The organism is Lactiplantibacillus dongliensis (genome assembly GCF_005405105.1).
Classification (GTDB): Bacteria; Bacillota; Bacilli; order Lactobacillales; family Lactobacillaceae; genus Lactiplantibacillus; species Lactiplantibacillus dongliensis.
This window is the reverse complement of record NZ_BJDK01000004.1, coordinates 44572-68192: the sequence shown is the minus strand read 5'-3', so window position 1 is coordinate 68192 and position 23621 is coordinate 44572. Positions and strand designations below refer to the sequence as shown.

Genomic DNA, 23621 nt, shown 5'->3' with positions numbered 1-23621 from the left:
ATATCGCCGAGAGCCGAAAAAATTAAACTTTATGTCCGAATGACCTTAGGGTTGTCTAACCTTAACTGCTCGAGATTGCCAGCACTTTCTGACTAGTGCGATGACAACCACTAGGCCGCTGAATTGGCAGGTCGTCATGAGGCCAAAACCCATGTTAAAAGCATTGATACTCCCACTAATGAGGCTAAGTATGGCAAACACTGACAAGCCGATCCAATGTACTCGATTTGTCCAAATGTTCGGGTGGTGACGAGCAATGCCTAAATTAATCATCAGGCCAATCAGCAAGAGGATGAGAAAGTCAATCCAGTAGAGGCCGGGGAAGGTTGAAAACTGGGTGATGCGTTCCACCAGGAGAATGCCGAACAGGACCACTAATAGGACGGGACTTGGATCGGCAACTGTTTTTGTTACGGGTATTGCTGCTGTGCCCTGTAAGAGGTCATCTATTGGGACAGCGTATAGAGTGGCTAATTGGGTAATGGTGGCGATGTCCGGTTGGTTTCGTCCGGTCTCCCAGCTGGAAACGGTTTGGCGCGAGACGTGAAGCTGATCCGCCAATGCTGTTTGGGTTAATTGTCGCGTTTGCCGGAACTGTTTCAAACGCGGGCCTAGTTCTGTCGATGCCATGGGGGCACCTCACTTCCTTAATAATTGCTGTTAACTCTAGCATAGAGAATCAGCAGAAAATAGCAAGCTATTCTCGCTAGCATCCGTATCATCCGGCGGTTTGAACGGGTACGCTGAAAGGGAGTAGAGGAGACGATGTCTAATGCAACGCATACAAGAGAGCATGGTTCGAGTAGTCGGGTTACGGAAAACTTTCGGCCGCCGAACCGTCTTACATGATGTGAACTTTGAATTTTCAGCCGGCAAAATTGTCGGTTTAGTCGGTCCCAATGGTGCGGGGAAGACGACCATTATGAAAGCATTACTGGGACTGCTGGCGACGGATGCCGGGAACATTCGGATTTTGAGTCAGCCAGTGTCGGTTACTACCCATACAGTTGTGACGCAACAGGTAGGTGCGCTCATCGAACGTCCGGCGATTTATCCTTTTCTGAGTGGCTGGCAACATTTGCAATTGATAACGAACTCTGTGGCACAAATGAAGTGGGTCGTGCAGGTCTTTCAGATGGAACATTATATCTACCGGCCGGCCAAACGGTATTCGTTAGGCATGAAGCAAAAACTGGGGATTGCCATGGCATTAGTGAACCGACCACGGTTAGTCATATTGGATGAGCCAATGAATGGGTTGGACCCACAGTCAGTTAAGCGATTACGCCATTTGATCGTTCAATTAGCACGGGAAGGGACTACTTTTCTAATTTCCAGTCATATTTTGAGTGAGTTGGAAAAGATCATTGATACAGTGATTCTAATTGATCAAGGACAAGTATTATTGCAACGGACGATGGCTCAGTTTCAGGAATCGGCGCGGCAATCTCTGATGATACGAACGATGGAGAATGCGCGGGCTTTACGGGTGCTTTTACAGGCGGACTATCCAGTGATACAGCGGGGCAGCGACTTAATTGTGAGCAAGCCGGTTGCGCTGACGCCCTTACTGCACATCCTTCTCGATGCCCATATTCAGATTTTAAAGGTGAACCAGTATCAGGAGGATTTAGAGACAGTCTTGTTACGCTTGTTGGCAGAAAGGAAGGCATAGTGCATGGGACAATTATTGCAACAGGAGATTTTTAAATTCAGACATCAGCGATTGGCATGGCTCGCACCAGTCATCTTGGTCCTTTTACAGGCAGGATTGGCAATGACGGCACATGGGGTATCGGTCAGTGATCAGAAATTTTATGTTTCATCGGCGTATGGCGGGTTCCAATGGCTGACAATACTCATTATTGTGATTGGCGCCAGCTGTGTGACAATGGAGTTTGAGTACGGGACCATCAAGCAGTTGGCGATTCAAGTGAATCATCGCTGGACGATCTTTGTGGGGAAGTATGTCTTAGTCCTTGGCTATAGCGTCTTACTCCATGGGGTAGTCATCCTCATGACACTATTACTCAAAGGGAGCAGTGGACGAAACTGCTCGTGGCAGAACATCTATCTTTACCATCAATCCTTATTGACTAATTTAGTAACAAATGCAGCATTGGATATGTATGGCGGCGTGATGATTGTTGGGCTAGTCTTCTTACTGGCAAGTTGCAGTCATAACAGTGCAGCGGCGATTGCGATTGGTGTTGGTGTTTGTTTCGTTGGGGAGGGTGTGTCCAGTCTATTATTGCAGTCGTTTAAGTCGTTACTGCCAGTGATGAAATGGAATCCGTTTAATATGTTCTTCCTACAGGAGGAGTATGGCAATCCCAGCTACCAGCAGAATGTGACCCATTTGACGATTCAACAGTTGGGTGTCGGAAATCTTGTATGGGCGTTGTTCTTTGTCGGGGTAGGTGCAGTGATCTTTTCAAGGCGGCGAATTTAGGTTGAGGAGGGTGCCGGAAACGTATTTTGCAGGCTAGCCATGACGACAGGCGTTACGGCGACAGCTTGCCAAGGGTAGCTGCTGGGCCCATAACAGGGAGGAATGCGTGATGGTCCTGGAAAATTATGCTAAGATAATGCCAATCATTTATCTTTTTCCGGTAGGGGAGTGGTGACTATCGACTTTAAAGCCTTATTAGATCAATATGCGACACCCACGAATTTAGTGGCCGCTAACATTGGCTTGGAACGGGAAGGCCAGCGGGTGATGTCGATGGGCCAGCTAGCATCCACAGCGTTTCCAGCAGTGTTTAATTATCCGGGGAGTCCCATTCAACGCGACTTTGCCGAAACACAACTGGAACTGGTAACCCCAATCACCACTAGCGCTGCAGCGGCTATCGGGGCGTTACAAAAGTTGCAAACAACTGTCCAGCGTACGTTGGCCCCAACTGAATTGATCTGGCCACTGAGCATGCCGCCTGCGTTGCCAGTTGCTACTAATCAGATTCCGATTGCTCGCTTAGCCGATCCGTTGGCCGTTCGTTATCGCCAACAGCTAGCTAAAGTTTATGGGCGACGCCGGCAAATGCTGAGTGGCGTGCATCTAAACATTGAACTAGCCCCGCAATTGTTGGTGGAACTCTTTCAGCATCAGACTGAATTTGCGGTTTGGCAGGATTTTAAAAATGCCGCGTATTTTAAGATTGCGCGTAATTATTTACATTATCGCTGGTTAATCACGTATTTATTTGGTGCGACGCCGGTCAGCGAAGCACGCTTTTTCACCACGACGGATCGTCCGCAAGAACCGGTGCGTAGTCTGCGTAATAGTCGTTATGGTTATACGAACGCGACACAGGTCCAAGTTTCATATGGTTCGTTAACGCGCTATTTAGCTGATTTACAGACGGCGGTCGCTACTGGCCAGTTGAGCGCGGTTAAGGAATTTTATGGGCACATTCGCTTGCGTGGTGGTCATCAGATGACCGACTTAGCCAAAACGGGTGTACAGTATTTAGAGTTACGGCATTTAGATTTGAATCCTTTGGCCCCGGTCGGGATTACGGTTGAGCAGGTGAGATTTGTCCAGCTTTTTTTAATCTTGATGCTGATGTTACCTGAAACGGCCGCGGCTGATCAGTGGGTTGCTAGCGGCACGGCTCGTAATCAAGCGACAGCGTTAACACCGCCGTGGTCGGCACCTTTACGACTGGCCGAAGGAACGGACTTGTTAGCGATGTTGGCGCAATTAGTCGATCGGCTACAGCTCACGAGCTTTCAATCCAGTGTGCAGCATGCGCAATCGCGGTTAAGACACCCTGAACAAACTTTAGCGGCCCAATGGTGGCAATTAATTCAATCCGCTGGTCAAACGGCCGCCGCCCTACAAGCGGCGCGACGTTATCAAGCGCAGCAACTGGCAATTTGAAAGTTTATCAGTTGCGGTAGGCCCCAGTTTGCGGTAAATTTGACACAAGCTAGCAAGCGCTAGCCTGATAATCGATATTAATTCTTTGAAGGGGTGTTTGACGTGCAAGTATTATTTCATGATCAAGAATTAGATTTGGTTGGCGAACCACTCGCTGACGGCGACCAATTGCCAAAGTTCAAAGTCTTCACGACGCATAACGAAAAGCTCAAAACGAAGGATTTATTAGGCAAACCAGTCTTAATTAGTGTGATGCCCGATATCGATACGCGGGTCTGCTCCATTCAAACGCGCAAGTTCAATCAACAAGCGGACCAATATCCACATGTTCGGTTCTTAGCCATCTCCAATAACTCGATTGCCGATCAAGCTGGTTGGTGTGCTAAAGAAGGCGTCAAGAATTTAACGGTTGCTTCCGATGAAGAACTCTCATTTGGTTACGCGACGAATTTATATTTGCCGAATAACGGGACTTTAGCCCGGGCAATCTATGTATTGGATGCGGATGGCAAGGTTGTTTATCATGAAATTGTCCCTGAAATGACCCACGAACCAAACTACGTGGCTGCTTTAGATGCGTTAAAACAATTCGAATAAGTAATTGACGTTTAATTAAAAATTCATTACAATAGGAACATTCAAGCGATGAGCAAGTGAGTAACTTAACTGACCGGTTTTAGAGAGAAAACGGTGCTGGAAGTTTTTGCCGGTGGTTAGGTGAAGGTACCTTGTGAGCTGTTAGCCTGAAAGCAGTAGGGCTGACCGGACGGATGCGCCGTTCGTTAACAATAATGTTTAAGTGTAGAGAGGTTTTGGCAAATTTGCCGAAACGTGCTCTGAAAGCCAGCAACCTGTGCGCGCTACGCCAACTGCTAATGCGGAAAAACCGCCGCATCACCAGTTAGCTAGGCGGTGCTCGGTAGCTCCCGGCTTTCAGACCACTCTTTAAAATTAGGTGGTACCGCGAATCCATTCGTCCTAGTAATCCAATTACTAGCACGAATGGATTTTTTAGTACCCAGTCAAAGAAAGGATGTGCCCTTCATGTCAGAAGAATTAACGACTGATATGCCAACTAAATATGATCCGACCGCCGTTGAAAAAGGTCGGTATCAGACTTGGTTGGATGAAGAACTATTTAAGCCCTCGGGCGACCAAAAAGCTAAACCTTATTCCATCGTGATTCCACCGCCTAATGTTACTGGTAAGTTGCATTTAGGCCATGCTTGGGATACCACGTTACAAGATATTATTATTCGTCAAAAGCGGATGCAAGGTTATGACACGCTCTGGTTACCAGGGATGGATCATGCCGGAATTGCGACCCAAGCGAAGGTTGAAGCCAAGTTGCGCGAACAAGGCATTAGTCGTTACGACCTCGGCCGTGAAAAGTTTGTCCAACAAGTTTGGGATTGGAAAGACGAATATGCCTCAATTATTAAACAACAATGGGCTAAGTTAGGCTTATCCCTCGACTATTCACGTGAACGCTTTACGATGGATGATGGGTTGTCTGACGCAGTTAAAAAAGTCTTTGTCACCCTCTACAAAAAAGGCTTGATTTACCGTGGCGAATACATTATTAACTGGGATCCGCAAGCCCGGACTGCGTTATCTGATATTGAAGTTATTCATAAAGATGACCAAGGCGCATTCTACCATGTTAAATACCCATTTGCTGATAAGGATTATACGTTCAACGGTAAACACTACATCGAAATTGCGACGACGCGTCCTGAAACGTTGATGGGTGATACGGCGGTGGCGGTTAACCCGAGTGATGATCGCTATAAGGATTTGGTTGGCAAAAATGTCATCTTGCCATTAGCTGACCGGGAAATTCCAATTATTGCCGATGCCTATGTTGATCCTGAATTTGGGACTGGGATGGTTAAGATTACTCCCGCGCATGACCCGAATGACTTTAAAGTGGGTAATCGTCATGATTTGAAGCGCATCAACACGATGAATGAAGATGCCTCAATGAACGCTAATGCTGGTAAGTATGAAGGCTTAGATCGTTTTGAAGCCCGTAAAGCGATGGTCAAAGATTTACAAGCTCAAGACTTGATGATCAAAATCGACCCAATCGTGCATAGTGTCGGTCATTCTGAACGGACTGGGGTTCAAGTTGAAGCTCGGTTATCCACGCAATGGTTCGTCAAGATGCAACCATTAGCAGAACAAGCGTTGAAGAATCAAAAGACGGACAACAAAGTTAACTTTGTGCCGGATCGGTTTGAAGATACGTTTAATCAATGGATGGAGAATGTCCATGATTGGGTGATCTCACGGCAACTCTGGTGGGGACATCAGATTCCAGCCTGGTATAACAAAAAGACCGGCGAAACTTACGTTGATGTCGAACCACCTAAGGATATTGAAAACTGGGAACAAGATCCCGATGTGTTGGATACGTGGTTCTCAAGTGCGCTATGGCCATTCTCAACGATGGGCTGGCCAGATGAAAATGCGGCTGACTTTAAGCGGTATTTCCCAACCAACACCTTAGTCACGGGTTACGATATCATCTTCTTCTGGGTGTCACGGATGATGTTCCAAAGTCTTGAATTTACTGGCGAACGGCCATTTAAGAATGTCTTATTACACGGCTTGATTCGTGATGAACAGGGCCGCAAGATGAGTAAGTCCTTAGGTAACGGGATTGACCCTATGGATGTTATCAAGAAGTATGGGGCTGACTCCTTACGTTGGTTCTTATCCAATGGCTCTACCGCTGGGCAAGACGTCCGCTTCAGTTATACGAAGATGGATTCTTCTTGGAACTTTATTAACAAGATTTGGAACGCCAGCCGCTATGTCATCATGAACTTAGGCGAGATGGACAAGCCAACCTTACCAGCGCAGGCTGACTGGACTTTAGCTGACAAATGGATCTTAAGTCGCTTGAACGATACCGTTAAACAAGTGACCGCACTCTTTGATAAGTTCGATTTCGGTGAAGCCGGTCGGGCCTTGTATAACTTTATCTGGAATGATTTCTGTGACTGGTATATCGAAATGAGTAAGGAAGTCTTAACCGGTGACGATGCCCAAGCTAAAGCCAATACCCAAAATGTCTTGGCTTATGTCTTGGATCAAACGTTACGGTTACTCCATCCAATCATGCCATTCGTCACGGAAAAGATTTGGTTATCGATGCCACACGTTGGGAAATCCTTAGTCGTTGCGGATTATCCAGTCGATCATCCTGAATTCGACGATGCCGCTGCTGAAGCTGATATGGCGTCATTAATCGACTTAATCACGGCTGTTCGGAGCATCCGGGCTGAAGCTAACGCTAAGATGTCCTCTGCCGTTGATCTATTGATTAAGACCGACAGCAGCCGGTTACAAACGGTCTTCAAAGCCAACGAAGATTATATTCAACGGTTTGCACATCCGAAGACGTTATCCATTGGCGCGGATGTGACGGCACCGAAGTTATCGATGACGCAGGTAATTAGCGATGCGGAAGTTTATATTCCGTTAGCTGAACTGGTTGATTTGAACGAAGAAATTAAAAAGCTTGAAAAAGAACAAGCGAAGTTTGAAAGTGAAGTGACGCGGGCCACTAAGAAGCTCGGTAACGAACGCTTTGTCGGCAATGCGCCGGAAGCTGTCGTTAACAGTGAAAAAGAAAAACTCGCTGATAACCAAACGAAACTTGCCGCTACTAAGCAACGTTTAGCGGACATTAAAGCCCAAGCTTAATTTTTTAAAAAGTCTACCTGACACATTTGTGGGGTAGGCTTTTTTGTGTACATTGAAGCCAGTAGTCCACGTTTTTAAAGCATCTGTGATGTCAGTCAGTCTGGCTACGCTTAAGGTTGGATTGAGTTGTCACTCTGGTTGGGCCAGCATCGGCTGGAACGTGGTGGCCGCGTTTATGAGCCGAAGGGCGGTCTCATAAGCCGGGCTTTGACTAAGCTGAGTAGAGGTCACTCAACTAAGTCAAACGACACCACTTAGCCAATGCTGGCCCGCCCGACGTTAATTGGGTGATTATTTATAAACAGTTCAAATTGTTAGTTTAGCTGAGCGTTTTAGCAACCAACTGGCAGGCGACCATTTTAACTAGCACCAAAAGTAGTGTCTATCAAAATGTTGTGATTGAGAGTAGCGTAGTTGGTTTGAAATGGCTAAAATAGGAAACAGACTTATTATTGGAAAAATCGTTGTTAAGTAGTTAGATTATTTTTTAACTCACATGCTAGTTTTAAAGAACAGACAGTCATTAGCGCAGGGGCGCCTGGATGATGCTCAGTGGTGTCGTTTGACTTGGTTGGGGTGAATTATCCCCGGCCTAGTCAAAGCCCGGCTTATGAGACCGCTTTTTGGCTCATAAACGCGGCCACCACGTTCCAGCATCAAATCCAGTCGACCCGGAGCGGCAAATTTCCAGCTCATAAGAGAGGAGTACCACCAACGTGATTCAAGATTATGATCAGGCTTTGGCGTTTATCCATGGCCGAACAAAGTTTAAAAAGATTCCGACCCTTGATCGGATGCGGCGTTTCTTAAAAGAATTAGGTGATCCACAATTAAAAGTCCATGGGATTCATGTTGCCGGTACGAATGGCAAAGGCTCAACGGTCGCGGATTTGCGGGATTTGTTGATGGCCGATGGGTTGACGGTGGGGACCTTTACCTCACCGTTTATTACCCGGTTCAATGAACGTATTAGCGTCGATGGCATCCCGATTAGTGACGTTGATTTAGTGGCGTTAGTCCAACAGATTGAACCAGTTGTTGCTAAGTTAGACGCTGAATTGCCGACAGGCGGACCCACTGAATTTGAAATCATCACCGCGATGATGTTCACATACTTTGCCACGCAGCCAATCGATGTGGCCGTGATTGAAGTTGGTTTAGGCGGCTTATACGATTCGACGAATGTTTTTACGCCGCAAGTCAGTGTGATTACAACGATTGGTTACGATCATATGCAGATTCTTGGTCGGACGTTAACGGCGATTGCGACCCAAAAAGCGGGGATTATTAAGCCAAACGTCCCGGTGGTTGTCGGTAAATTACCAGCTGAAGCGCAAGCCGTCATGGTGGCCACGGCTAAAGACCAACAAGCACCGTTACTGACACTAGGAGCGGATTTCACAACGAAGCTCTTACCGCCTAAAGGTTGGCAGGAGCGATTTAACTTTGATGGGATTAGTCAGCATTTTAAGGACTTAACAACGCCGTTACTAGGCGACTATCAAGTGGACAACGCGGCGGTGGCGATTGCGGCTTATTTGACTTATCATCAATTGCAGGCCACCCCGATTCAAGCACGGGATGTCCGACAAGGCTTGGCGCAGACACAGTGGCCCGGTCGGTTGGAACGGTTGAATGACGAACCGCTGATTGTGATCGATGGCGCGCACAATGAACCGGCAATGACTGAATTAGCGGCGACTTTAAAGCAGCGTTTCGGTCAACAAACGGTGTACCTGATCTTGGCAGTCTTAGCGGACAAGCAACATGCCCAAATGATTCAAACGCTGGCTAAATTGCCAAATGTGCGCTTGTTACTAACACGCTTTGCCGGGCCAAATACGCGGCAGGTGACCGCTCCAGATACGCTGGAAGCTGAATTGCCAGCCGGAATGTCAGCGCCCGTCTTTGATGATTGGCAGTCAGCGTTAGTGCAGGTCACTAGCGAAATGTCGAGTGACGATATCATCTTATTGACGGGGTCACTGTACTTTATTTCGGATGTGCGGGCATATTTTAAAACGGAAACGGATTAGCTTTACGGAGTTGCCTCTTGAGTAGGGAGGAAATTTCGATGAGTTTATTAGTAACGAGCACGAGTGATAATCAGCTGGATCAGATTCAGCACTTGATCCAACGTTTTTTCGGTGATTTTATGACGCCCAGTGCGGCGGATGAAGCGGCGCAGGCTTTTGAGCAGAGCTATCCGTTAGCACAGATGCATGAGTGGTCGGAACAGGTTAATCCTAATCCGCTTTGGAATAGTTTGTTAATGGCGATTCGTTGCGGGCAACTTTTGCAGCAACAACCGCGGGTCCGATTAGGCCAAATTTATGGTAGTGAGCAGACTGGCGCACAACTCCAACATGATTTTGCTGGTCTGGGGCAAGAACAACTCTTATTGTTATGCTTAGATACGAAGAATCAGATTGTGAAACGCCAAGTGATCTTTCAGGGGACGCTGAATGCCTGCCCGGTTCATCCGCGGGAGCTTTTTCAGGCGGCCTTACTAACCAATACGGCTCGCGTGGTGATTGCCCATAATCATCCGAGCGGGGACGCGACCCCGTCGAAACGGGATGCGGCCTTTACCAAGCGGCTACAAGACTGTGGTGAGTTATTGGGTATACCACTTTTGGATAGTTTTGTGGTTGGTGAAACCGATTACTTTAGTTTTGCGGAGCAAGGGTTGTTGAATTGTAATATCGAATCGTAAAAGAATGTGGTAAAATAACGGGGTTAGGACGGATTAATAATCCGCTTAATCGCGTTTTTTGTTAAATTTTATCTAAGTTAAATAGTGGAACTGTATTTTTTAATATATTACGGTATGCTAGGATTCAGGCAGATTTTTTATGCCGGGCTATTATGCTATAATACTAACTATTATGACTAATATAAAAAATTAAAATGTTTATGATGAAGGGATGAATGTAGTGTTCGGATTTGGGACAAAGAATATCGGGATCGATCTCGGTACTGCCAACACAATTGTGTACGTTGACGGCAAGGGAATCGTGCTACGAGAACCATCTGTAGTTGCGAAGAACACGAAGACTGGTGAAATCGTATCCGTTGGTTCAGATGCACGGGATATGATTGGGAGAACGCCAGCAAGTATCGTGGCGATTCGACCAATGAAAGATGGGGTCATTGCGGATTACGATACCACCGTTGCTATGATGAAATACTTTATTCAAAAGACATTAGGCCGTTCTAATGGTAAGCCTTATGTCATGGTTTGTGTACCAAGCGGCGTTACCGAAGTCGAAAAACGAGCCGTGATTGATGCGACTCGAGTTGCCGGCGCCCGGGATGCTTATGTCATTGAAGAACCATTTGCCGCAGCGATTGGGGCCGGTTTGCCGGTCATGGATCCAACTGGTAGCATGGTTGTTGATATTGGTGGCGGGACGACTGATGTGGCTACAATTTCCTTAGGTGGGATTGTGTCGAGTCGGTCAATCCGGATGGCTGGTGATAAGATCGATGACTCGATCATCTATCATGTTCGGCAAAAGTTTAACTTACTAATTGGTGAACGGACGGCCGAACAATTAAAGATCGATGTTGGCTCAGCTTCGCTTGAAGCTGCTAAAGACATTGAAAGCTCAACCATTCGTGGCCGGGACTTATTATCCGGTTTACCAAAAACAGTTGAAATTTCAGCAGTCGATGTCGCTGAAGCGATTCAAGAAATCGTCTCAGAAATCATTTCGGCAATTAAGGAAACCTTGGAAGAAACTTCCCCTGAAATCGCGTCTGACGTGATTGACCATGGGATTGTCTTGACCGGTGGTGGCGCCTTATTAAAGAATCTTTCCGAAGTCATTGCTGATGCGACGAAAGTACCCGTATTTATTGCTAACGAACCCCTTGATTGTGTGGCCGTTGGGACTGGGGAATCACTCAAGAGCATCGATGTTATGAAAAAGCGATAACAGGTGAGCGGGAAGATGACTTCCCGCTTATTTATTGTTAAATAATTGAATTTTCGACCGGGGGTTCAGTATGCAAAAGTTTTTTTTCAACCGTAAATTGGTTATCGTGATCATTGTGTTAATAATCAGTTTCGGCTTGATGAGCGTTTCAGTTGCGGTCCGTAATAAAAAGTCGACCCCGCCATTGCTTCAGCAGTTTGGGAACGATGTCGCTGGTGCGGTTGACCGGGTGATTGCTTGGCCGGTGAATGGCTTGCAAGGGGCGTCTAATTCGGTTTCGGATCTCCTGAATACGTATCAAGAAAACCAAAAACTCAAAAAGCAAGTTGACCAATTAGCACAAGCTAAGGTCAACGCGCAAACCGCGACTGCTGAAAACAAACAGTTACGTAAAGAATTAAAGTTAAACAATTCTTTGACGGCTTACACGGCAGTGACCGCCAATGTTTTAACGCGGACACCTTCTTCATGGATGAACCAGTTGGTGATTTCTAAAGGGGCCACGGCTGGGATTAAGAAGAATATGCCAGTCATGTCACAATCAGGGTTGATTGGTCGGGTGGTTGAAGTTAATCAGACTAATTCTAAGGTTGAATTGATTTCGAGCACGAGTTCGTCAGCCGATAAATTTGCGATTCAAGTGACGAACAAGGCCGGTAGTACCGTTAATGGGATTGTGACGGGCTATGACAAGAGCACTAATTTGATCGAAATGGGTTCCGTAACGTCTAAGACGAAGATCAAAAAAGGTGACAAAGTGGTGACGAGTGGCTTGGGCGGTGTGACGCCTAAAGGCTTATACGTCGGGACTGTTGCCAAGGTCAAACAAGATGATTACGGGCTGGCTTCCGAAATTGAAATTACACCAGCAGCTAACCTAACTGACTTAACCGTGGTTACGGTAGCGGTACAATAAGGGAGGCTAATGATTGTGAGAGTATCACGTTTAAGAATTATCTTCCCAGTCGGGTTATTTTTAGCCTTGTTTTTAGATGGGTCCTTGTCAAATGTGTTTGCAGCGCATTTATTTAAGTATCCTTATTCCAGTGTCTTACATTTAGTCTTACTATGGATCATTTTTGCCGTCTTTTTGGATGACCGTAATGATTTATCAATCGGTATCTGGTCAGCTTTTGCGGGGCTAGTGTTTGATTGGTACTATACGGGAATTTTGGGTGTCTATATGGTGGCCCTACCGTTAGTGGTTTACTTGAGTCGTCAGGTTAAGCCGTGGCTTGATTTGAACTTCTTGACGATGCTAATGGTCTATATTATTAATTTAACGATCGTCGAAGCATTTGTGTATATTTGGTATTTGATTGGTAAAGTAATGACGAGTAATTTAGCCGACTTTGCGGTCTATACGTTAGGCCCAACGATTGCCGTCAACTTGGCGTTGTTTGTGATTTTGTATTATCCGGTACGGCAGTTATATCTTAAAGTGAGTTAGTCGGTGGAAAGGAATTCAGACATGCAGCAAAGTGTGGTTTTAAAGGCCAGTAATGATGGCTATGAATTAATCTTTCGGCAAGCCGCCAGTTTCGAGACAATTATGGTCGATTTAAAGACCTTGCTCGATCGGTTGCAAGTTGACAATACGACTGACAAACAGATTGCATTTGATATTAGTACGGAGGGCCGGCTATTGACGGCCGAACAAACGCAACAAGTGACGCAGTTGATTCAGCGTTATGCGTTGTTTAGCATTCATAAGTTAGCCGCGGACGTGATTTTGACGGCGGATGCCATGACGATGATTGAACGCGATACCGTCCATCTAATTAATCAGATTATTCGTAATGGTCAAGTCGTGACGATTACTGGAGATGTGCTGTTCTTTGGTAAGATTCATGAAGGCGGGGTGCTACGGGCAACTGGCAGTATCTTTGTGATGGGTGACGTTGCCGGCGCCTTAGAAGCAGGGTATCCTGATCATAATGAGGCCGTCATTGTCAGTGATTTGACGACGGTTCCCCGGGTACGAGTCGGTGAACTGTTAGAGTTAGTAGATCCAGCCAAAACGGCAACCGGGTCGAATGTCGTGTATATCAATGACATTCAAGCTTTAGATTACCAACCTTTAAATCAATTAAAACGAGTACGACCTAAATTATTTATTCAGAATGGAGGACATATTTGATGGGAAAAGCAATTGTCGTCACCTCTGGTAAAGGGGGTGTCGGTAAAACAACGACGACCGCCAACTTAGGGACGGCTTTGGCCTTAATGGGCAAAAAAGTCTGCTTAGTTGACCTTGATATCGGCTTACGCAACTTAGATGTCATTTTAGGCCTCGATAACCGCATCCTCTATGATATTGTGGATGTCGTTGAAAATCGCGCGCAATTACGGCAAGCTTTAGTTAAAGATAAGCGCTTTGATGACTTACTTTACTTATTGCCAGCTGCTCAAAACGCGGATAAGAATTCATTGAATCCGGATCAAGTTCGGGCCGTGGTCGATGAACTTAAGCCGGACTTTGACTATGTCTTATTAGATTGCCCAGCTGGGATTGAACAAGGCTTTATGAATGCGATTGCGGGTGCCGATGCGGCCATTATCGTTTCAACACCTGAAATTTCAGCAATTCGCGATGCGGATCGGGTTGTCGGTTTATTGGAACAATACCCATTAGCTGAAGCCCCTAAATTAGTTATTAATCGGATCCGGCAACGGATGATGCAAGATGGCGAAACTATGGACATTGATGAAATTACCCATCACTTATCCATTGATCTATTAGGAATCGTGGTCGATGACGATGCCGTTATTCGGACATCCAATAACGGGGAACCGGTTGTCTTAGATCCTAAGAATCCAGCGGCCCAGGGTTATCGAAATATTGCCCGGCGAATCGAAGGCGAAACCGTGCCATTGATGAACATTGAGCATCAAAAGGTCGGCGTTTGGTCGCGAATTACTAGTATTTTTCACCGAAATAAGTAAAAAGCGCTTGACGAGTAACCGGTTTTTGGTTATTATGAGAGCAACATTAAAAAAGACAGGGAACAGAAGAGTAGTTGATTAGACGTTGGACAGAGAATTGGCGGTGCTGGAAAGCCAATCACGTTTAAATGACGAACCACATCTGTGAGTTGAATGGCTGAATGAAGTAAGCTGTTCCGGTTGGCCTCGTTAGCGGCGGAGTTTAGTGATAAACTCGCTGAGTTCAGTTACGTGAGTAATTGATGAAGATGAGGTGGCACCGCGATATTAATCGTCCTCTTAGGTTTTAGACCTAGGGACGATTTTTTTATTATCACTAAACTCCCTGAGGCAGTAGCTGTGAAGCTGCTGCGAACTGAGGTGGCACCGCGTCGAATCGTCCTCTTGAGATTATGTCTCAAGGGGACTTTTTTGTTGCTGTTAACGAATTTGGGAGGGAACGCTTATGCATTATATTACTGAGATTTTGCCATCATTATTATCCGGCGCCGGCATGACGCTACAGATTTTCTTATGGACGCTCGTGGGGTCGTTACCGTTAGGGTTGATTTTAAGTTTAGGCTTAATTTCGAATATCAAACCCTTGCAATGGTTAATTAATTTTTACGTTTGGTTGATGCGGGGGACGCCGTTACTACTACAATTGATTTTCGTCTTTTATGGCTTGCCACTGATTGGGCTGGTCTTTCCGCGGTATGAAGCGGCGTTATTCGCCTTTATCTTAAACTACGCGGCTTACTTCGCTGAAATCTTCCGTGGTGGCTTACAATCGATTGATAATGGCCAGTATGAAAGTGCCCGGGTATTGCGGTTGAGTTACGCGCAAACCATTCGTAAGATTGTGATTCCACAAGTGGTCAAGATCGTATTGCCATCGGTTGGTAACGAAGTGATTAACCTGATTAAAGACTCGTCGTTAGTTTATGTTATCGGCCTAGGCGACTTACTACGAGCCGGCAACGTAGCTACGGCGCGGGATGTCACGTTAGTCCCATTAGTCTTAGTTGCGGTGCTCTACTTATTGTTGACCGCCGTCACAACGTTCGTATTACGACAGATTGAAAAACGTTATAGTTACTGGAAATAAGGAGGAACGCCGATGTTAGAACTTAAAAATATGACCAAAAGTTTTGGTAACCGGACCATCATTAAAGATTTAAACTTAACGGTTAAAGACGGTGAGATTCTAAGTATCGTCGGTCCTTCTGGGGCTGGGAAGACGACCTTATTACGTTGCATTACTGGTTTAGAAAAAGTGGATAGCGGTCAATTCTTAGTGGACGGCCAAGCTTTTGATCCCTATACGAACCGGACGAATGACAGTGTGATTGGGGTCGTGTTCCAGAACTTTGAATTATTCCCACACTTAACAGTGTTACAAAACATCACGTTGGCGCCCACGATGGTCTTAAAAGAAAGTGCCGATGATGCTAAAGCTGCTGCCCAACAATTATTGGACCGCTTGAATCTCGGTGACCACGGGGACCAGTACCCTTACCAACTCTCCGGTGGGCAACAACAACGGGTCGCGATTGCGCGGGCCTTAGCGATGAAGCCTAACGTTTTATGTTATGACGAACCAACCTCGGCGTTGGATCCAAATTTACGGCAAGAAGTTGAAAAGCTGATCCTTGGGTTAAAGGCGGATGGAATGACGCAAATTGTGGTTAGCCATGATTTGACCTTTGCGAAGAATATTGCTGATGAGATGCTACACGTTGAACCGAACCAGACCAAATAGGGGGTGGCAGGATGAAGAAACGCTTAATATCATTATTGCTACTCAGCTTAGTTTTAGTCGGCTTGACGACAACGCTTAGTGGCTGTGAGAATGTCACGACCCGCGCCGATACTCAAGATACATGGACGAAAATCAAGAAGCACGGCACCGTCGTTGTGGGGCTGGATGATAGCTTCGTTCCCATGGGATTTCGTGAAAAGTCCGGTAAATTAGTCGGCTATGATATTGACCTGGCGCGCGCGGTGTTTAAGCTGTATGGCGTCAAGGTTAGCTTCCAAACCATTGACTGGTCGATGAATGCGACCGAACTGCGTAACGGCACCATCGATTTGATTTGGAATGGGTATACGAAGAACCCGCAACGGGAAAAAGTGGTGGCGTTCAGTAATACGTATCTGAAGAACAAGCAAGTCTTGGTTTCGTTAAAGAAGAATCACATTAATTCATTTAATGATATGACCGGCAAGACTTTAGGGGCGCAATCCGGGTCTTCTGGTTACGAATCATTAGAGAATAATCCGAAGTTACTTAAGGACAAGATTGCCAGGAAAACGCCGATTCAATATGACACCTTCACGAATGCTTTCTTAGACTTGAATGCTGGTCGGATTAAGGGGTTATTGATTGATAGCGTCTATGCGAACTATTACATCAAGCATGAAGCCAATTCCGCCGCTTATACAGAATCGCAAGGGACTTTCGACTCCGAAGACTTTGCGGTTGGTTTGCGTAAAGGTGATACGACGATGAAAGCCAAGATTAACGCTGGTTTGAAGACGTTAAAGGCAAATGGAACGTTAGCGAAGATTAATAAGAAGTGGTTTGGTAATCAGCAGGTTGAAAACTAAGCGACTCAATATCAGAATAGCTAACCAAGACGGTGACGCTGCTTAATTGTGGTGGCATCGCCTTTTTGATTGTCATTCTAGTTAGATGGAATTTGCCACTCTCGTCGGCTCGTAATTGGCTGGTGTTTAAAAATGACAACTTGGGATGACTTTGAAGCAACATTAACAACCATCAGTCCGGATGAGTTGAAACGAATTAGACAGCTAGCACAGTTAAATGCATTTCGAATTACACACCAGCTTCCAGTAGGAACAATGGCACAGCGGATGCAGATGACAACAACTGAATTTTTAGCTTTTGAACGGTTAGATACTGTGCCAACAACTGCGATGTTACAAAACTATGCAATAGCCTTAGGGACGACAGTTGACTAGCTAATTTTATGGCCCAGATAGGGTAGTAATATTTAGCACGTTTGTTGTTAGTAGAGATTACCATCTACCGGTTAGTTTTTAAAACGTTGGACACTATGAGTCATTTTGAAAGCAACGTCTCAATTAAGGTAATTGGTTAAATGTAAATCATGAATCATTTACAATCATCCGGTCATTAACGACGGGCGGACCAGAATTGGCTCAGTGGTGTCGTTTATCTTAGTCGTGGTTCTGCGACTTAGATAAAGCCCGGCTTGTGAGACCGTACTTCGGCTCACAAACGCGGCCACCACGTTCCAGCCGATTCTGGGCCAACCAGAGTGGTAAGTTAAACAAGACAATTGGCTTACGCTAGAGACGACAATAAAAAACCACGCTAACAATTGACGATGATGTCAGTTGTTAGCGTGGTTTTGTTTAGTTATTTAAAAAATTCATTATACAAGGCAATGACTGCTTGATCAGCATCGCGGTCGTGTACTCCGAACATAATGGAAATTTCGGAGGCCCCTTGGTTGACCATAATCAACTTAATGTTATTATCAGCTAAAGCCGTGGCGGCACGGGACATGATTCCGACCCGGTTACGCATATTTTCACCAACAATCATTAAGATGGAATAATCGTGGGTGAAGTAGAGCTCGTCAGGATGAACGGCGGCAGAAATTTCAGCCGTCAGTTCCTTTTCCAGTTCGGGGGTCAGTTGATGTTCATCAAAGATAATCGTCAAGTCATCGATCCCAGATGGCATGTGTTCATAACTGACATGATGGTCTTCTAAAATCGTTAAGATTTTGCGGCCAAAACCAACTTCTTTGTTTAAGAGATATTTTCGTAAGTATAAGGAACAAAAGCTTGAGGAGCTCGCAATCCCAGTAACGGGATATTTTGTACTGGTGGCCTTAGTTGACTGAATTAAGGTCCCAGGAGCTTCTGGATGGTTCGTGTTCTTAACATTCACCGTGATGTTACCTTGGATAGCAGGGATCAAGGCTTCGTCGTGAAATACGGAGAAGCCAGCGTAAGAAAGTTCCCGCATTTCCCGGAAAGTCATCTCGGCGATCGCGGCTGGTTGTGCGACTAATGATGGGTTGACGGCATAGATCGCGTCAACGTCAGTAAAGTTTTCATAACGGTCGGCATTGACGCCGCGTGCGAGAATGGCGCCGGTAATATCGGAACCACCACGGGAGAACGTACAAATCTGGCCATTGCGGTTATAAGCAAAGAACCCTGGAATGACTAAGATTTTATCGCTGTTAGCCCATTTAGCCAGATTTTGATAACTACTATCGATAATCTGGGCGTCGTCGGGGACATCGGTAACGACCATACCGGCCTCTTTGGGGTCCAAGTAGCGGGCATTTAAGCCTGACTTTTGGAAGACAGCGGCCACTAATTGGGCGTTGAGCCGTTCACCATGAGCTTTAAAGGCGGCCATTAAATAGGTGTTATCCGCATAAGGTTGTTTCGGTAAGTTCCGAATAATGTCAAAAATGGGTTCAAGTTGATCATCAGGCACCCCAAAACCGTGGCCAATTTCGGCATAACGGTCGATGATCGTGTCCACGATGGCCGTCGTGTCTTGACGGTGAATCGTTTGACGAGCATACTGGATGAGCAAATCGGTCACTTTGGTGTCACCAGCGAACCGTTTACCTGGCGCGGAAACAATCACAACTCTCCGTTGGTCGTCAGCTTTGACGATCGACAGTACTTTTTGTAGTTGGGTACTGCTGGCAAGCGAACTGCCACCAAATTTAATTACTTTCACATTAAATCGCTCCTCAATTTATCAATACTGAAAAGAATAGCAGACAAACCGCGAGTTTGCAATGTTAATGTGACCTCAGCGGAATCTCATTTTATAACGTTTTCGTCAAACTGTGACTGACCGGAAAATGGTTTATAGGTTGATGCGACGTGTAAAGTTGCGTCAACATAGTCTTTCGCTTATTATTTATACATAGTGCAAGGAGGATGTAATTTGCAAGTTCAGTTAGCAAAAGGGGTTCGATTGACGACCGTTACGAGTCATCAATTCAAAACCAACCAAATTATCGTTAATTTTCGGGCACCGCTGAAGCGGGACGAAATTACGAAACGAGCGTTATTATCGAATTTATTAGAAACAAGTTCAGCCGATTATCCTGATCAACGGGCGTTAGCGCATGCGTTAGCAGCCATGTTCGGGGCGGCCTTTGGTGCCGGCGTTAGTCGCAAGGGACCAACGCATAGTCTACAATTAGCCATTACAGTACCCAATGAGCGTTATTTGGCCACTGATCAGGCTTTAACTGCGAGTGCAATTGATTTCTTACAAAAGATTATCTATCGCCCATTGGTTAAAGATCAGCAATTCGATCAAGCTACTTTTGATCGGCAAGTCACCAACTTACAAGCCTCGATTGAATCATTGGCGGATGATAAGCAGTACTATGCGGCGCAAAAGTTAAATGAAGCTTTATTTGTGGCCGATGCGGCACAACAAGTGCCAAGCTTTGGGACCGTCGCTGACTTAGGCACGCTGTCAGCAACCGACTTATATGCGTACTACCAGACGGTCTTAGCAACTAATCAGATTGATATTATTGTCATGGGTGATGTTGATGTAGAAGCGGTGACCACGCAATGGCGACAAGTCGGGTTCAAAGACCGGCCGACTGATCGGTTAACGGCTTTTTATCAGCATCAAAATACTGGTCATTACGTTGAAACCAGTGAACAACAAGCTTTGAGTCAAGCCAAGTTGAACTTGGGCTATGATCTACCCGTCTTCTATCGGGATAATCATTATTATGCGGCCTTAGTGTTTAATGAATTATTTGGCGGCTCGCCCTTATCAAAGTTATTCATGAATGTGCGTGAAAAGGCCAGTTTGGCTTATTATGCCAGCAGCTCATTGGATACATTCCGCGGCGTTTTGAAAGTGCAAGCCGGGATTGACGGTAAGAATCACGATCAAGTCTTACAAATTATTGATGACCAGTTGACCGCGATTAAAAACGGTGAGTTTACCGATGAACTGGTTGACCAACTGAAATTAGGGTTAATCAATGATTTTGAATCCAGTTTGGATAGCCAACGGACGTTTGCCATTCAGGCTTTGATCGATGATCTGACTCAACGTCAAGTGAGTGATGATGAGTGGTTACAGCAGATTCAAGCAGTCACGCGGGAACAGATTCAAGCAGTGGCTCAGCTGGTCACCTTGAATGATGGCTTCTTTTTGAACGGAGGCGCGGCTTAACATGCAAGTGAAACAATATGAACAATTTAATGAAACTAGTTACCAGACGAAGCTTGATAATGGGCTAACGGTCACCCTCTTGCCTAAAGCAGGCTTCCATAAAACGTATGCGGTCTTTACAACTAATTATGGCTCCATTGACAATACTTTTGTCCCTGCTGGTGAGACGGAGATGCGGCGGTTTCCTGATGGTATTGCCCATTTTTTAGAACATAAGATGTTTGAAAAGGCTGACCACGATGCGTTCCAAACGTTCGGTAAGTACGGGGCGAGTGCCAATGCCTTTACCAGCTTTACGCGGACGAGCTACCTTTTCTCAGCGACGCAGCATTTACGTGAGAATTTGGAGACCTTACTTGATTTTGTCCAAGACCCATACTTTACGCCGGCCACGGTCGAAAAAGAAAAGGGCATTATTGGGCAAGAAATCGAGATGTATAACGACGATCCGAGTTGGCGCTTATACTTTGGCATGATTGGCAATTTATACCCAAATCATCCGTTACAGTATGATATTGCCGGGACCACGGAGTCGATTGCGAAGATCACGGCCGATGATTTGTATGCGGCTTATCGGACCTTTTATCATCCAGAGAATATGACGCTGTTTGTGGTCGGTAAGTTAGATCCAGATGAGGTCTTGGACTGGGTGACCGCCAATCAAGCAGCCAAACATTTTGATGCGTTTCAACCGATTGAACGCAAGATTCCAGCCACAGTGACGGACGGTCATGATATTATGCCGTATCGGATGATTGATATGCCGGTCAGCCGGGCAAAGTCGATTATTGGGGTCAAAGGATTAGCGCCGATTGAAGCTGGTCCGGCCGCCTTAAAATATCGTGCAGGTGTGAATGTCTTATTAGAACTTTTATTTGGCGATACGTCTAAGAATTATTTACGGTTATATGACGAGGGTATTATTGACGATACCTTTGGTTATGATTTTGAATTACAAAATGGATTTAATTTTGTCACGTTTAGTGGGGAAACTAACCAACCTGAAAAATTTGATGCGGCGATTATTGCGGTTCTAGAGAACTGGTCACAAGCGGTCGAAGGTCAAGCTGACTTATTAGCGATGGTGAAAAAAGAAATGATTGGGCGTTGTGTCTTTATGGCGAACTCACTAGAAGCCATCGCCAATCGTTATGATCAACGGTTATTTGGCAATACGACGCTGTTTGATGAACCAGCGACGATTGCAAGTTTGACCTTGGATGATATTAAAGCCATCGCGCAACAACTGTTAACCTCACAAGCGATTAGTGAGTATCAGATTCGACCAACTAGTAAGCATTAAGGAAGTTTTAAGTTCATATCACCAGTACCGACACTAGGTCGGCTGTGATATACTATGAATCGAAAGATTTTGAAAATAGACTTAGGGTGGAGAAAAAGTCAAATGAGTGAAAATGAAGAAAAAAGTACCATTGGCGCGCGTCTAAAAGCTGCGCGAACCGCCAAAGGATTAACCATTGATGATTTACAACAGATCACCAAGATTCAAAAGCGGTATTTGATCGCGATTGAAGATGAGCAATTCGATAAGCTGCCTGGTGATTTTTATGTGCGGGCGTTTGTGAAGCAATATGCTGACACGGTTGATCTCGATGGGGATGCGTTACTGAAAGAATACAGTGACCAATTACCTGCAACCCATGCAGAGACCTATGTTCAAAATGTCGATGACACCCAGCCAACCCGGGCCGCAACCCGGGAACGGCCTAGCAGTCCCACGAGTCGGGTTCGCAACTATTTGCCAACGATTATTATTACGGCGATTGTGGTCTTAATTCTGTTATTTATTTGGTTCATGGCTGTCCGGACCCATACTGGGTCAAGTTCGGCCACTAGCGCCAGCAGCTCAAGTACGCAAGTCTCGAGTTCTAAGCAAACCAGTAGTGCCGCTAGCTCCAAGAAAGCCGCTAGCAGCAGTGCTGCCAAAGCTAGTTCGAAAAAAGCTGCTGATAAGAAGAAAACGAACCAAACGATTAAAGCAGATGGCACTAGCGATACGGCTTATACGCTAACGAACGGGGCTAAGAAGAACAAGGTTGTCTTAAAGGCAACTGGTGCTGCTTGGACGTCCGTGACAACTAATGGCACGCAGACTTGGCAAGGAACGTTGACGGCGAACGGGTCACATACCGTCACTTTGCCAAGCAATGCCACTACGGTCAAATTCCAGTTTGGGAACGCTAAAGCAACCAGTGCAACCATTAATGGCAAGAAGTTTGACTTCAATCCGAAGAACAGCACCAGCCAAGTTCGGACGATTACGTTGACCATTAAATAACGTTGTAAAGGAGTTATAGCTGTGAATTTACCTAATAAATTAACGGTGTTTCGGATTATCTTGATTCCGGTCTTTCTACTGATTATGGTCTTACCTTTGAGTTGGGGCCAAGTGGTTTGGGCTGGCACAACGATTCCCGTAACCCAGCTCGTGGCGACACTGATCTTTGCGGTTGCGTCACTGACCGACTTAGCCGATGGGAAGATTGCTCGGCGCCAACATCTAGTAACGAATTTCGGCAAGTTTGCTGATCCGTTAGCTGATAAGATGTTAGTCATGACGGCGTTCATTATCTTGGTGCGCCTGAATATGGCGCCAGACTGGGTCGTGGCAATTATCATGTGCCGGGAACTAGCGGTCACTGGGTTACGACTTTTAATCGTTGAAAATAACGGTGAAGTGATGGCGGCGGCCATGCCAGGTAAGATTAAGACGACCACGCAAATGATTGCGATTATCTTTTTACTATTGAACAATGTGTTGTTTGCGGCGATTAACGTACCATTTGCCAGCATCATGTTGTACATCTGTCTCTTCTTCGTGATTTACTCGGGGGTTGATTACTTCGTGCAAAATCGCAACGTCTTTTCAGATGGATTTAAATAACTTAAAAAAGTTCTGCCA

The 23621-nt window shown here is 45.7% G+C and carries 22 protein-coding genes and 2 other annotated features; of the genes, 20 read left to right on the top strand and 2 right to left on the bottom strand.

The features are described from left to right. Nucleotides 1-45 precede the first annotated feature (45 nt). On the bottom strand, nucleotides 46-630 hold the full coding sequence (locus tag FFM80_RS01765; RefSeq protein WP_137639250.1) for a helix-turn-helix domain-containing protein: 585 nt from the start codon (nucleotides 628-630) through the stop codon (nucleotides 46-48). Between the two features lie 142 nt (nucleotides 631-772). Between FFM80_RS01765 and FFM80_RS01760 the strand changes: the two genes are divergently transcribed. From FFM80_RS01760 to FFM80_RS01685, 16 genes are all read left to right on the top strand, one after another. Then, nucleotides 773-1675 carry an ABC transporter ATP-binding protein gene (locus tag FFM80_RS01760; RefSeq protein WP_223877278.1) on the top strand — a complete coding sequence of 301 codons (903 nt, stop codon included), beginning with the start codon at nucleotides 773-775 and terminating at the stop codon, nucleotides 1673-1675. 3 nt (nucleotides 1676-1678) lie between these two features. Next, nucleotides 1679-2452, top strand: coding sequence for an ABC transporter permease (locus tag FFM80_RS01755; RefSeq protein ID WP_137639249.1), 774 nt, complete (start codon nucleotides 1679-1681; stop codon nucleotides 2450-2452). Nucleotides 2453-2623: 171 nt separating this feature from the next. Continuing rightward, nucleotides 2624-3883, top strand: a complete 1260-nt coding sequence (locus tag FFM80_RS01750) for a hypothetical protein (protein ID WP_171001014.1) — start codon at nucleotides 2624-2626, stop codon at nucleotides 3881-3883. Nucleotides 3884-3985: 102 nt separating this feature from the next. Beyond that, nucleotides 3986-4480 (top strand): thiol peroxidase, encoded by a 495-nt coding sequence (gene tpx / locus FFM80_RS01745; protein WP_137634610.1) that lies wholly within the window; start codon nucleotides 3986-3988, stop codon nucleotides 4478-4480. A 39-nt stretch (nucleotides 4481-4519) separates the two neighbouring features. Beyond that, nucleotides 4520-4867: a binding site (T-box leader), on the top strand. A 60-nt stretch (nucleotides 4868-4927) separates the two neighbouring features. Further along, nucleotides 4928-7597 carry a valine--tRNA ligase gene (locus FFM80_RS01740; protein WP_137639247.1) on the top strand — a complete coding sequence of 890 codons (2670 nt, stop codon included), beginning with the start codon at nucleotides 4928-4930 and terminating at the stop codon, nucleotides 7595-7597. A 716-nt stretch (nucleotides 7598-8313) separates the two neighbouring features. After that, nucleotides 8314-9633, top strand: coding sequence for a bifunctional folylpolyglutamate synthase/dihydrofolate synthase (locus FFM80_RS01735; protein WP_223877277.1), 1320 nt, complete (start codon nucleotides 8314-8316; stop codon nucleotides 9631-9633). Nucleotides 9634-9671: 38 nt separating this feature from the next. After that, complete coding sequence (locus FFM80_RS01730; protein ID WP_137639246.1) at nucleotides 9672-10313, top strand: JAB domain-containing protein; 642 nt, start codon at nucleotides 9672-9674, stop codon at nucleotides 10311-10313. Between the two features lie 220 nt (nucleotides 10314-10533). Further along, nucleotides 10534-11538, top strand: coding sequence for a rod shape-determining protein (locus tag FFM80_RS01725; protein ID WP_137634660.1), 1005 nt, complete (start codon nucleotides 10534-10536; stop codon nucleotides 11536-11538). Nucleotides 11539-11608: 70 nt separating this feature from the next. Continuing rightward, nucleotides 11609-12454 carry a rod shape-determining protein MreC gene (gene mreC / locus FFM80_RS01720; RefSeq protein ID WP_137639245.1) on the top strand — a complete coding sequence of 282 codons (846 nt, stop codon included), beginning with the start codon at nucleotides 11609-11611 and terminating at the stop codon, nucleotides 12452-12454. Nucleotides 12455-12469: 15 nt separating this feature from the next. Then, nucleotides 12470-12988 (top strand): rod shape-determining protein MreD, encoded by a 519-nt coding sequence (mreD, locus tag FFM80_RS01715; RefSeq protein WP_137639244.1) that lies wholly within the window; start codon nucleotides 12470-12472, stop codon nucleotides 12986-12988. A 21-nt stretch (nucleotides 12989-13009) separates the two neighbouring features. After that, nucleotides 13010-13678 carry a septum site-determining protein MinC gene (locus tag FFM80_RS01710; RefSeq protein WP_137639243.1) on the top strand — a complete coding sequence of 223 codons (669 nt, stop codon included), beginning with the start codon at nucleotides 13010-13012 and terminating at the stop codon, nucleotides 13676-13678. Then, on the top strand, nucleotides 13678-14484 hold the full coding sequence (minD, locus tag FFM80_RS01705; RefSeq protein WP_137634604.1) for a septum site-determining protein MinD: 807 nt from the start codon (nucleotides 13678-13680) through the stop codon (nucleotides 14482-14484). Before FFM80_RS01710 ends, minD begins: the two co-directional genes overlap by 1 nt. A 49-nt stretch (nucleotides 14485-14533) precedes the next feature. Beyond that, nucleotides 14534-14766, top strand: a binding site (T-box leader). Nucleotides 14767-14929: 163 nt separating this feature from the next. Continuing rightward, nucleotides 14930-15571: an amino acid ABC transporter permease gene (locus tag FFM80_RS01700; RefSeq protein WP_137639242.1), complete on the top strand. Its 642-nt coding sequence runs from the start codon at nucleotides 14930-14932 to the stop codon at nucleotides 15569-15571. Between the two features lie 12 nt (nucleotides 15572-15583). Then, nucleotides 15584-16225 (top strand): amino acid ABC transporter ATP-binding protein, encoded by a 642-nt coding sequence (locus tag FFM80_RS01695; protein WP_137639241.1) that lies wholly within the window; start codon nucleotides 15584-15586, stop codon nucleotides 16223-16225. 11 nt (nucleotides 16226-16236) lie between these two features. After that, on the top strand, nucleotides 16237-17073 hold the full coding sequence (locus tag FFM80_RS01690) for an amino acid ABC transporter substrate-binding protein (RefSeq protein ID WP_137639240.1): 837 nt from the start codon (nucleotides 16237-16239) through the stop codon (nucleotides 17071-17073). Nucleotides 17074-17205: 132 nt separating this feature from the next. Then, a complete protein-coding gene (locus FFM80_RS01685; protein WP_137639239.1) occupies nucleotides 17206-17448 on the top strand; it encodes a hypothetical protein in 243 nt (80 codons plus the stop codon). A gap of 421 nt (nucleotides 17449-17869) precedes the next feature. Here FFM80_RS01685 and FFM80_RS01680 read toward each other — a convergent pair whose 3' ends face one another. Next, nucleotides 17870-19222 (bottom strand): aspartate kinase, encoded by a 1353-nt coding sequence (locus tag FFM80_RS01680; RefSeq protein WP_137639238.1) that lies wholly within the window; start codon nucleotides 19220-19222, stop codon nucleotides 17870-17872. Between the two features lie 213 nt (nucleotides 19223-19435). Here FFM80_RS01680 and yfmF point away from each other — a divergent pair, with 213 nt between their 5' ends. The 4 genes from yfmF (at nucleotide 19436) to pgsA (ending at nucleotide 23603) form a co-directional block, all read left to right on the top strand. After that, nucleotides 19436-20698, top strand: coding sequence for an EF-P 5-aminopentanol modification-associated protein YfmF (gene yfmF / locus FFM80_RS01675; RefSeq protein WP_223877276.1), 1263 nt, complete (start codon nucleotides 19436-19438; stop codon nucleotides 20696-20698). A gap of 1 nt (nucleotide 20699) precedes the next feature. Next, complete coding sequence (gene yfmH, locus FFM80_RS01670) at nucleotides 20700-22001, top strand: EF-P 5-aminopentanol modification-associated protein YfmH (RefSeq protein WP_137639236.1); 1302 nt, start codon at nucleotides 20700-20702, stop codon at nucleotides 21999-22001. Between the two features lie 102 nt (nucleotides 22002-22103). Continuing rightward, nucleotides 22104-22997, top strand: a complete 894-nt coding sequence (locus FFM80_RS01665; protein ID WP_137639235.1) for a helix-turn-helix domain-containing protein — start codon at nucleotides 22104-22106, stop codon at nucleotides 22995-22997. Between the two features lie 21 nt (nucleotides 22998-23018). Continuing rightward, nucleotides 23019-23603, top strand: a complete 585-nt coding sequence (pgsA, locus tag FFM80_RS01660; RefSeq protein WP_137639234.1) for a CDP-diacylglycerol--glycerol-3-phosphate 3-phosphatidyltransferase — start codon at nucleotides 23019-23021, stop codon at nucleotides 23601-23603. Nucleotides 23604-23621 lie beyond the last annotated feature (18 nt).

Bases quoted from the DNA above. Each gene is read 5' to 3' on its own strand.
- FFM80_RS01690 (WP_137639240.1), top strand. From the start codon at position 16,237: ATGAAGAAACGCTTAATATCATTATTGCTACTCAGCTTAGTTTTAGTC.
- FFM80_RS01755 (WP_137639249.1), top strand. From the start codon at position 1,679: ATGGGACAATTATTGCAACAGGAGATTTTTAAATTCAGACATCAGCGA.
- FFM80_RS01700 (WP_137639242.1), top strand. From the start codon at position 14,930: ATGCATTATATTACTGAGATTTTGCCATCATTATTATCCGGCGCCGGC.
- FFM80_RS01665 (WP_137639235.1), top strand. From the start codon at position 22,104: ATGAGTGAAAATGAAGAAAAAAGTACCATTGGCGCGCGTCTAAAAGCT.
- FFM80_RS01710 (WP_137639243.1), top strand. From the start codon at position 13,010: ATGCAGCAAAGTGTGGTTTTAAAGGCCAGTAATGATGGCTATGAATTA.
- FFM80_RS01740 (WP_137639247.1), top strand. From the start codon at position 4,928: ATGTCAGAAGAATTAACGACTGATATGCCAACTAAATATGATCCGACC.
- FFM80_RS01730 (WP_137639246.1), top strand. From the start codon at position 9,672: ATGAGTTTATTAGTAACGAGCACGAGTGATAATCAGCTGGATCAGATT.
- FFM80_RS01765 (WP_137639250.1), bottom strand. From the start codon at position 630: ATGGCATCGACAGAACTAGGCCCGCGTTTGAAACAGTTCCGGCAAACG.
- FFM80_RS01695 (WP_137639241.1), top strand. From the start codon at position 15,584: ATGTTAGAACTTAAAAATATGACCAAAAGTTTTGGTAACCGGACCATC.
- mreC (WP_137639245.1), top strand. From the start codon at position 11,609: ATGCAAAAGTTTTTTTTCAACCGTAAATTGGTTATCGTGATCATTGTG.
- minD (WP_137634604.1), top strand. From the start codon at position 13,678: ATGGGAAAAGCAATTGTCGTCACCTCTGGTAAAGGGGGTGTCGGTAAA.
- yfmH (WP_137639236.1), top strand. From the start codon at position 20,700: ATGCAAGTGAAACAATATGAACAATTTAATGAAACTAGTTACCAGACG.
- FFM80_RS01760 (WP_223877278.1), top strand. From the start codon at position 773: ATGCAACGCATACAAGAGAGCATGGTTCGAGTAGTCGGGTTACGGAAA.
- FFM80_RS01685 (WP_137639239.1), top strand. From the start codon at position 17,206: ATGACAACTTGGGATGACTTTGAAGCAACATTAACAACCATCAGTCCG.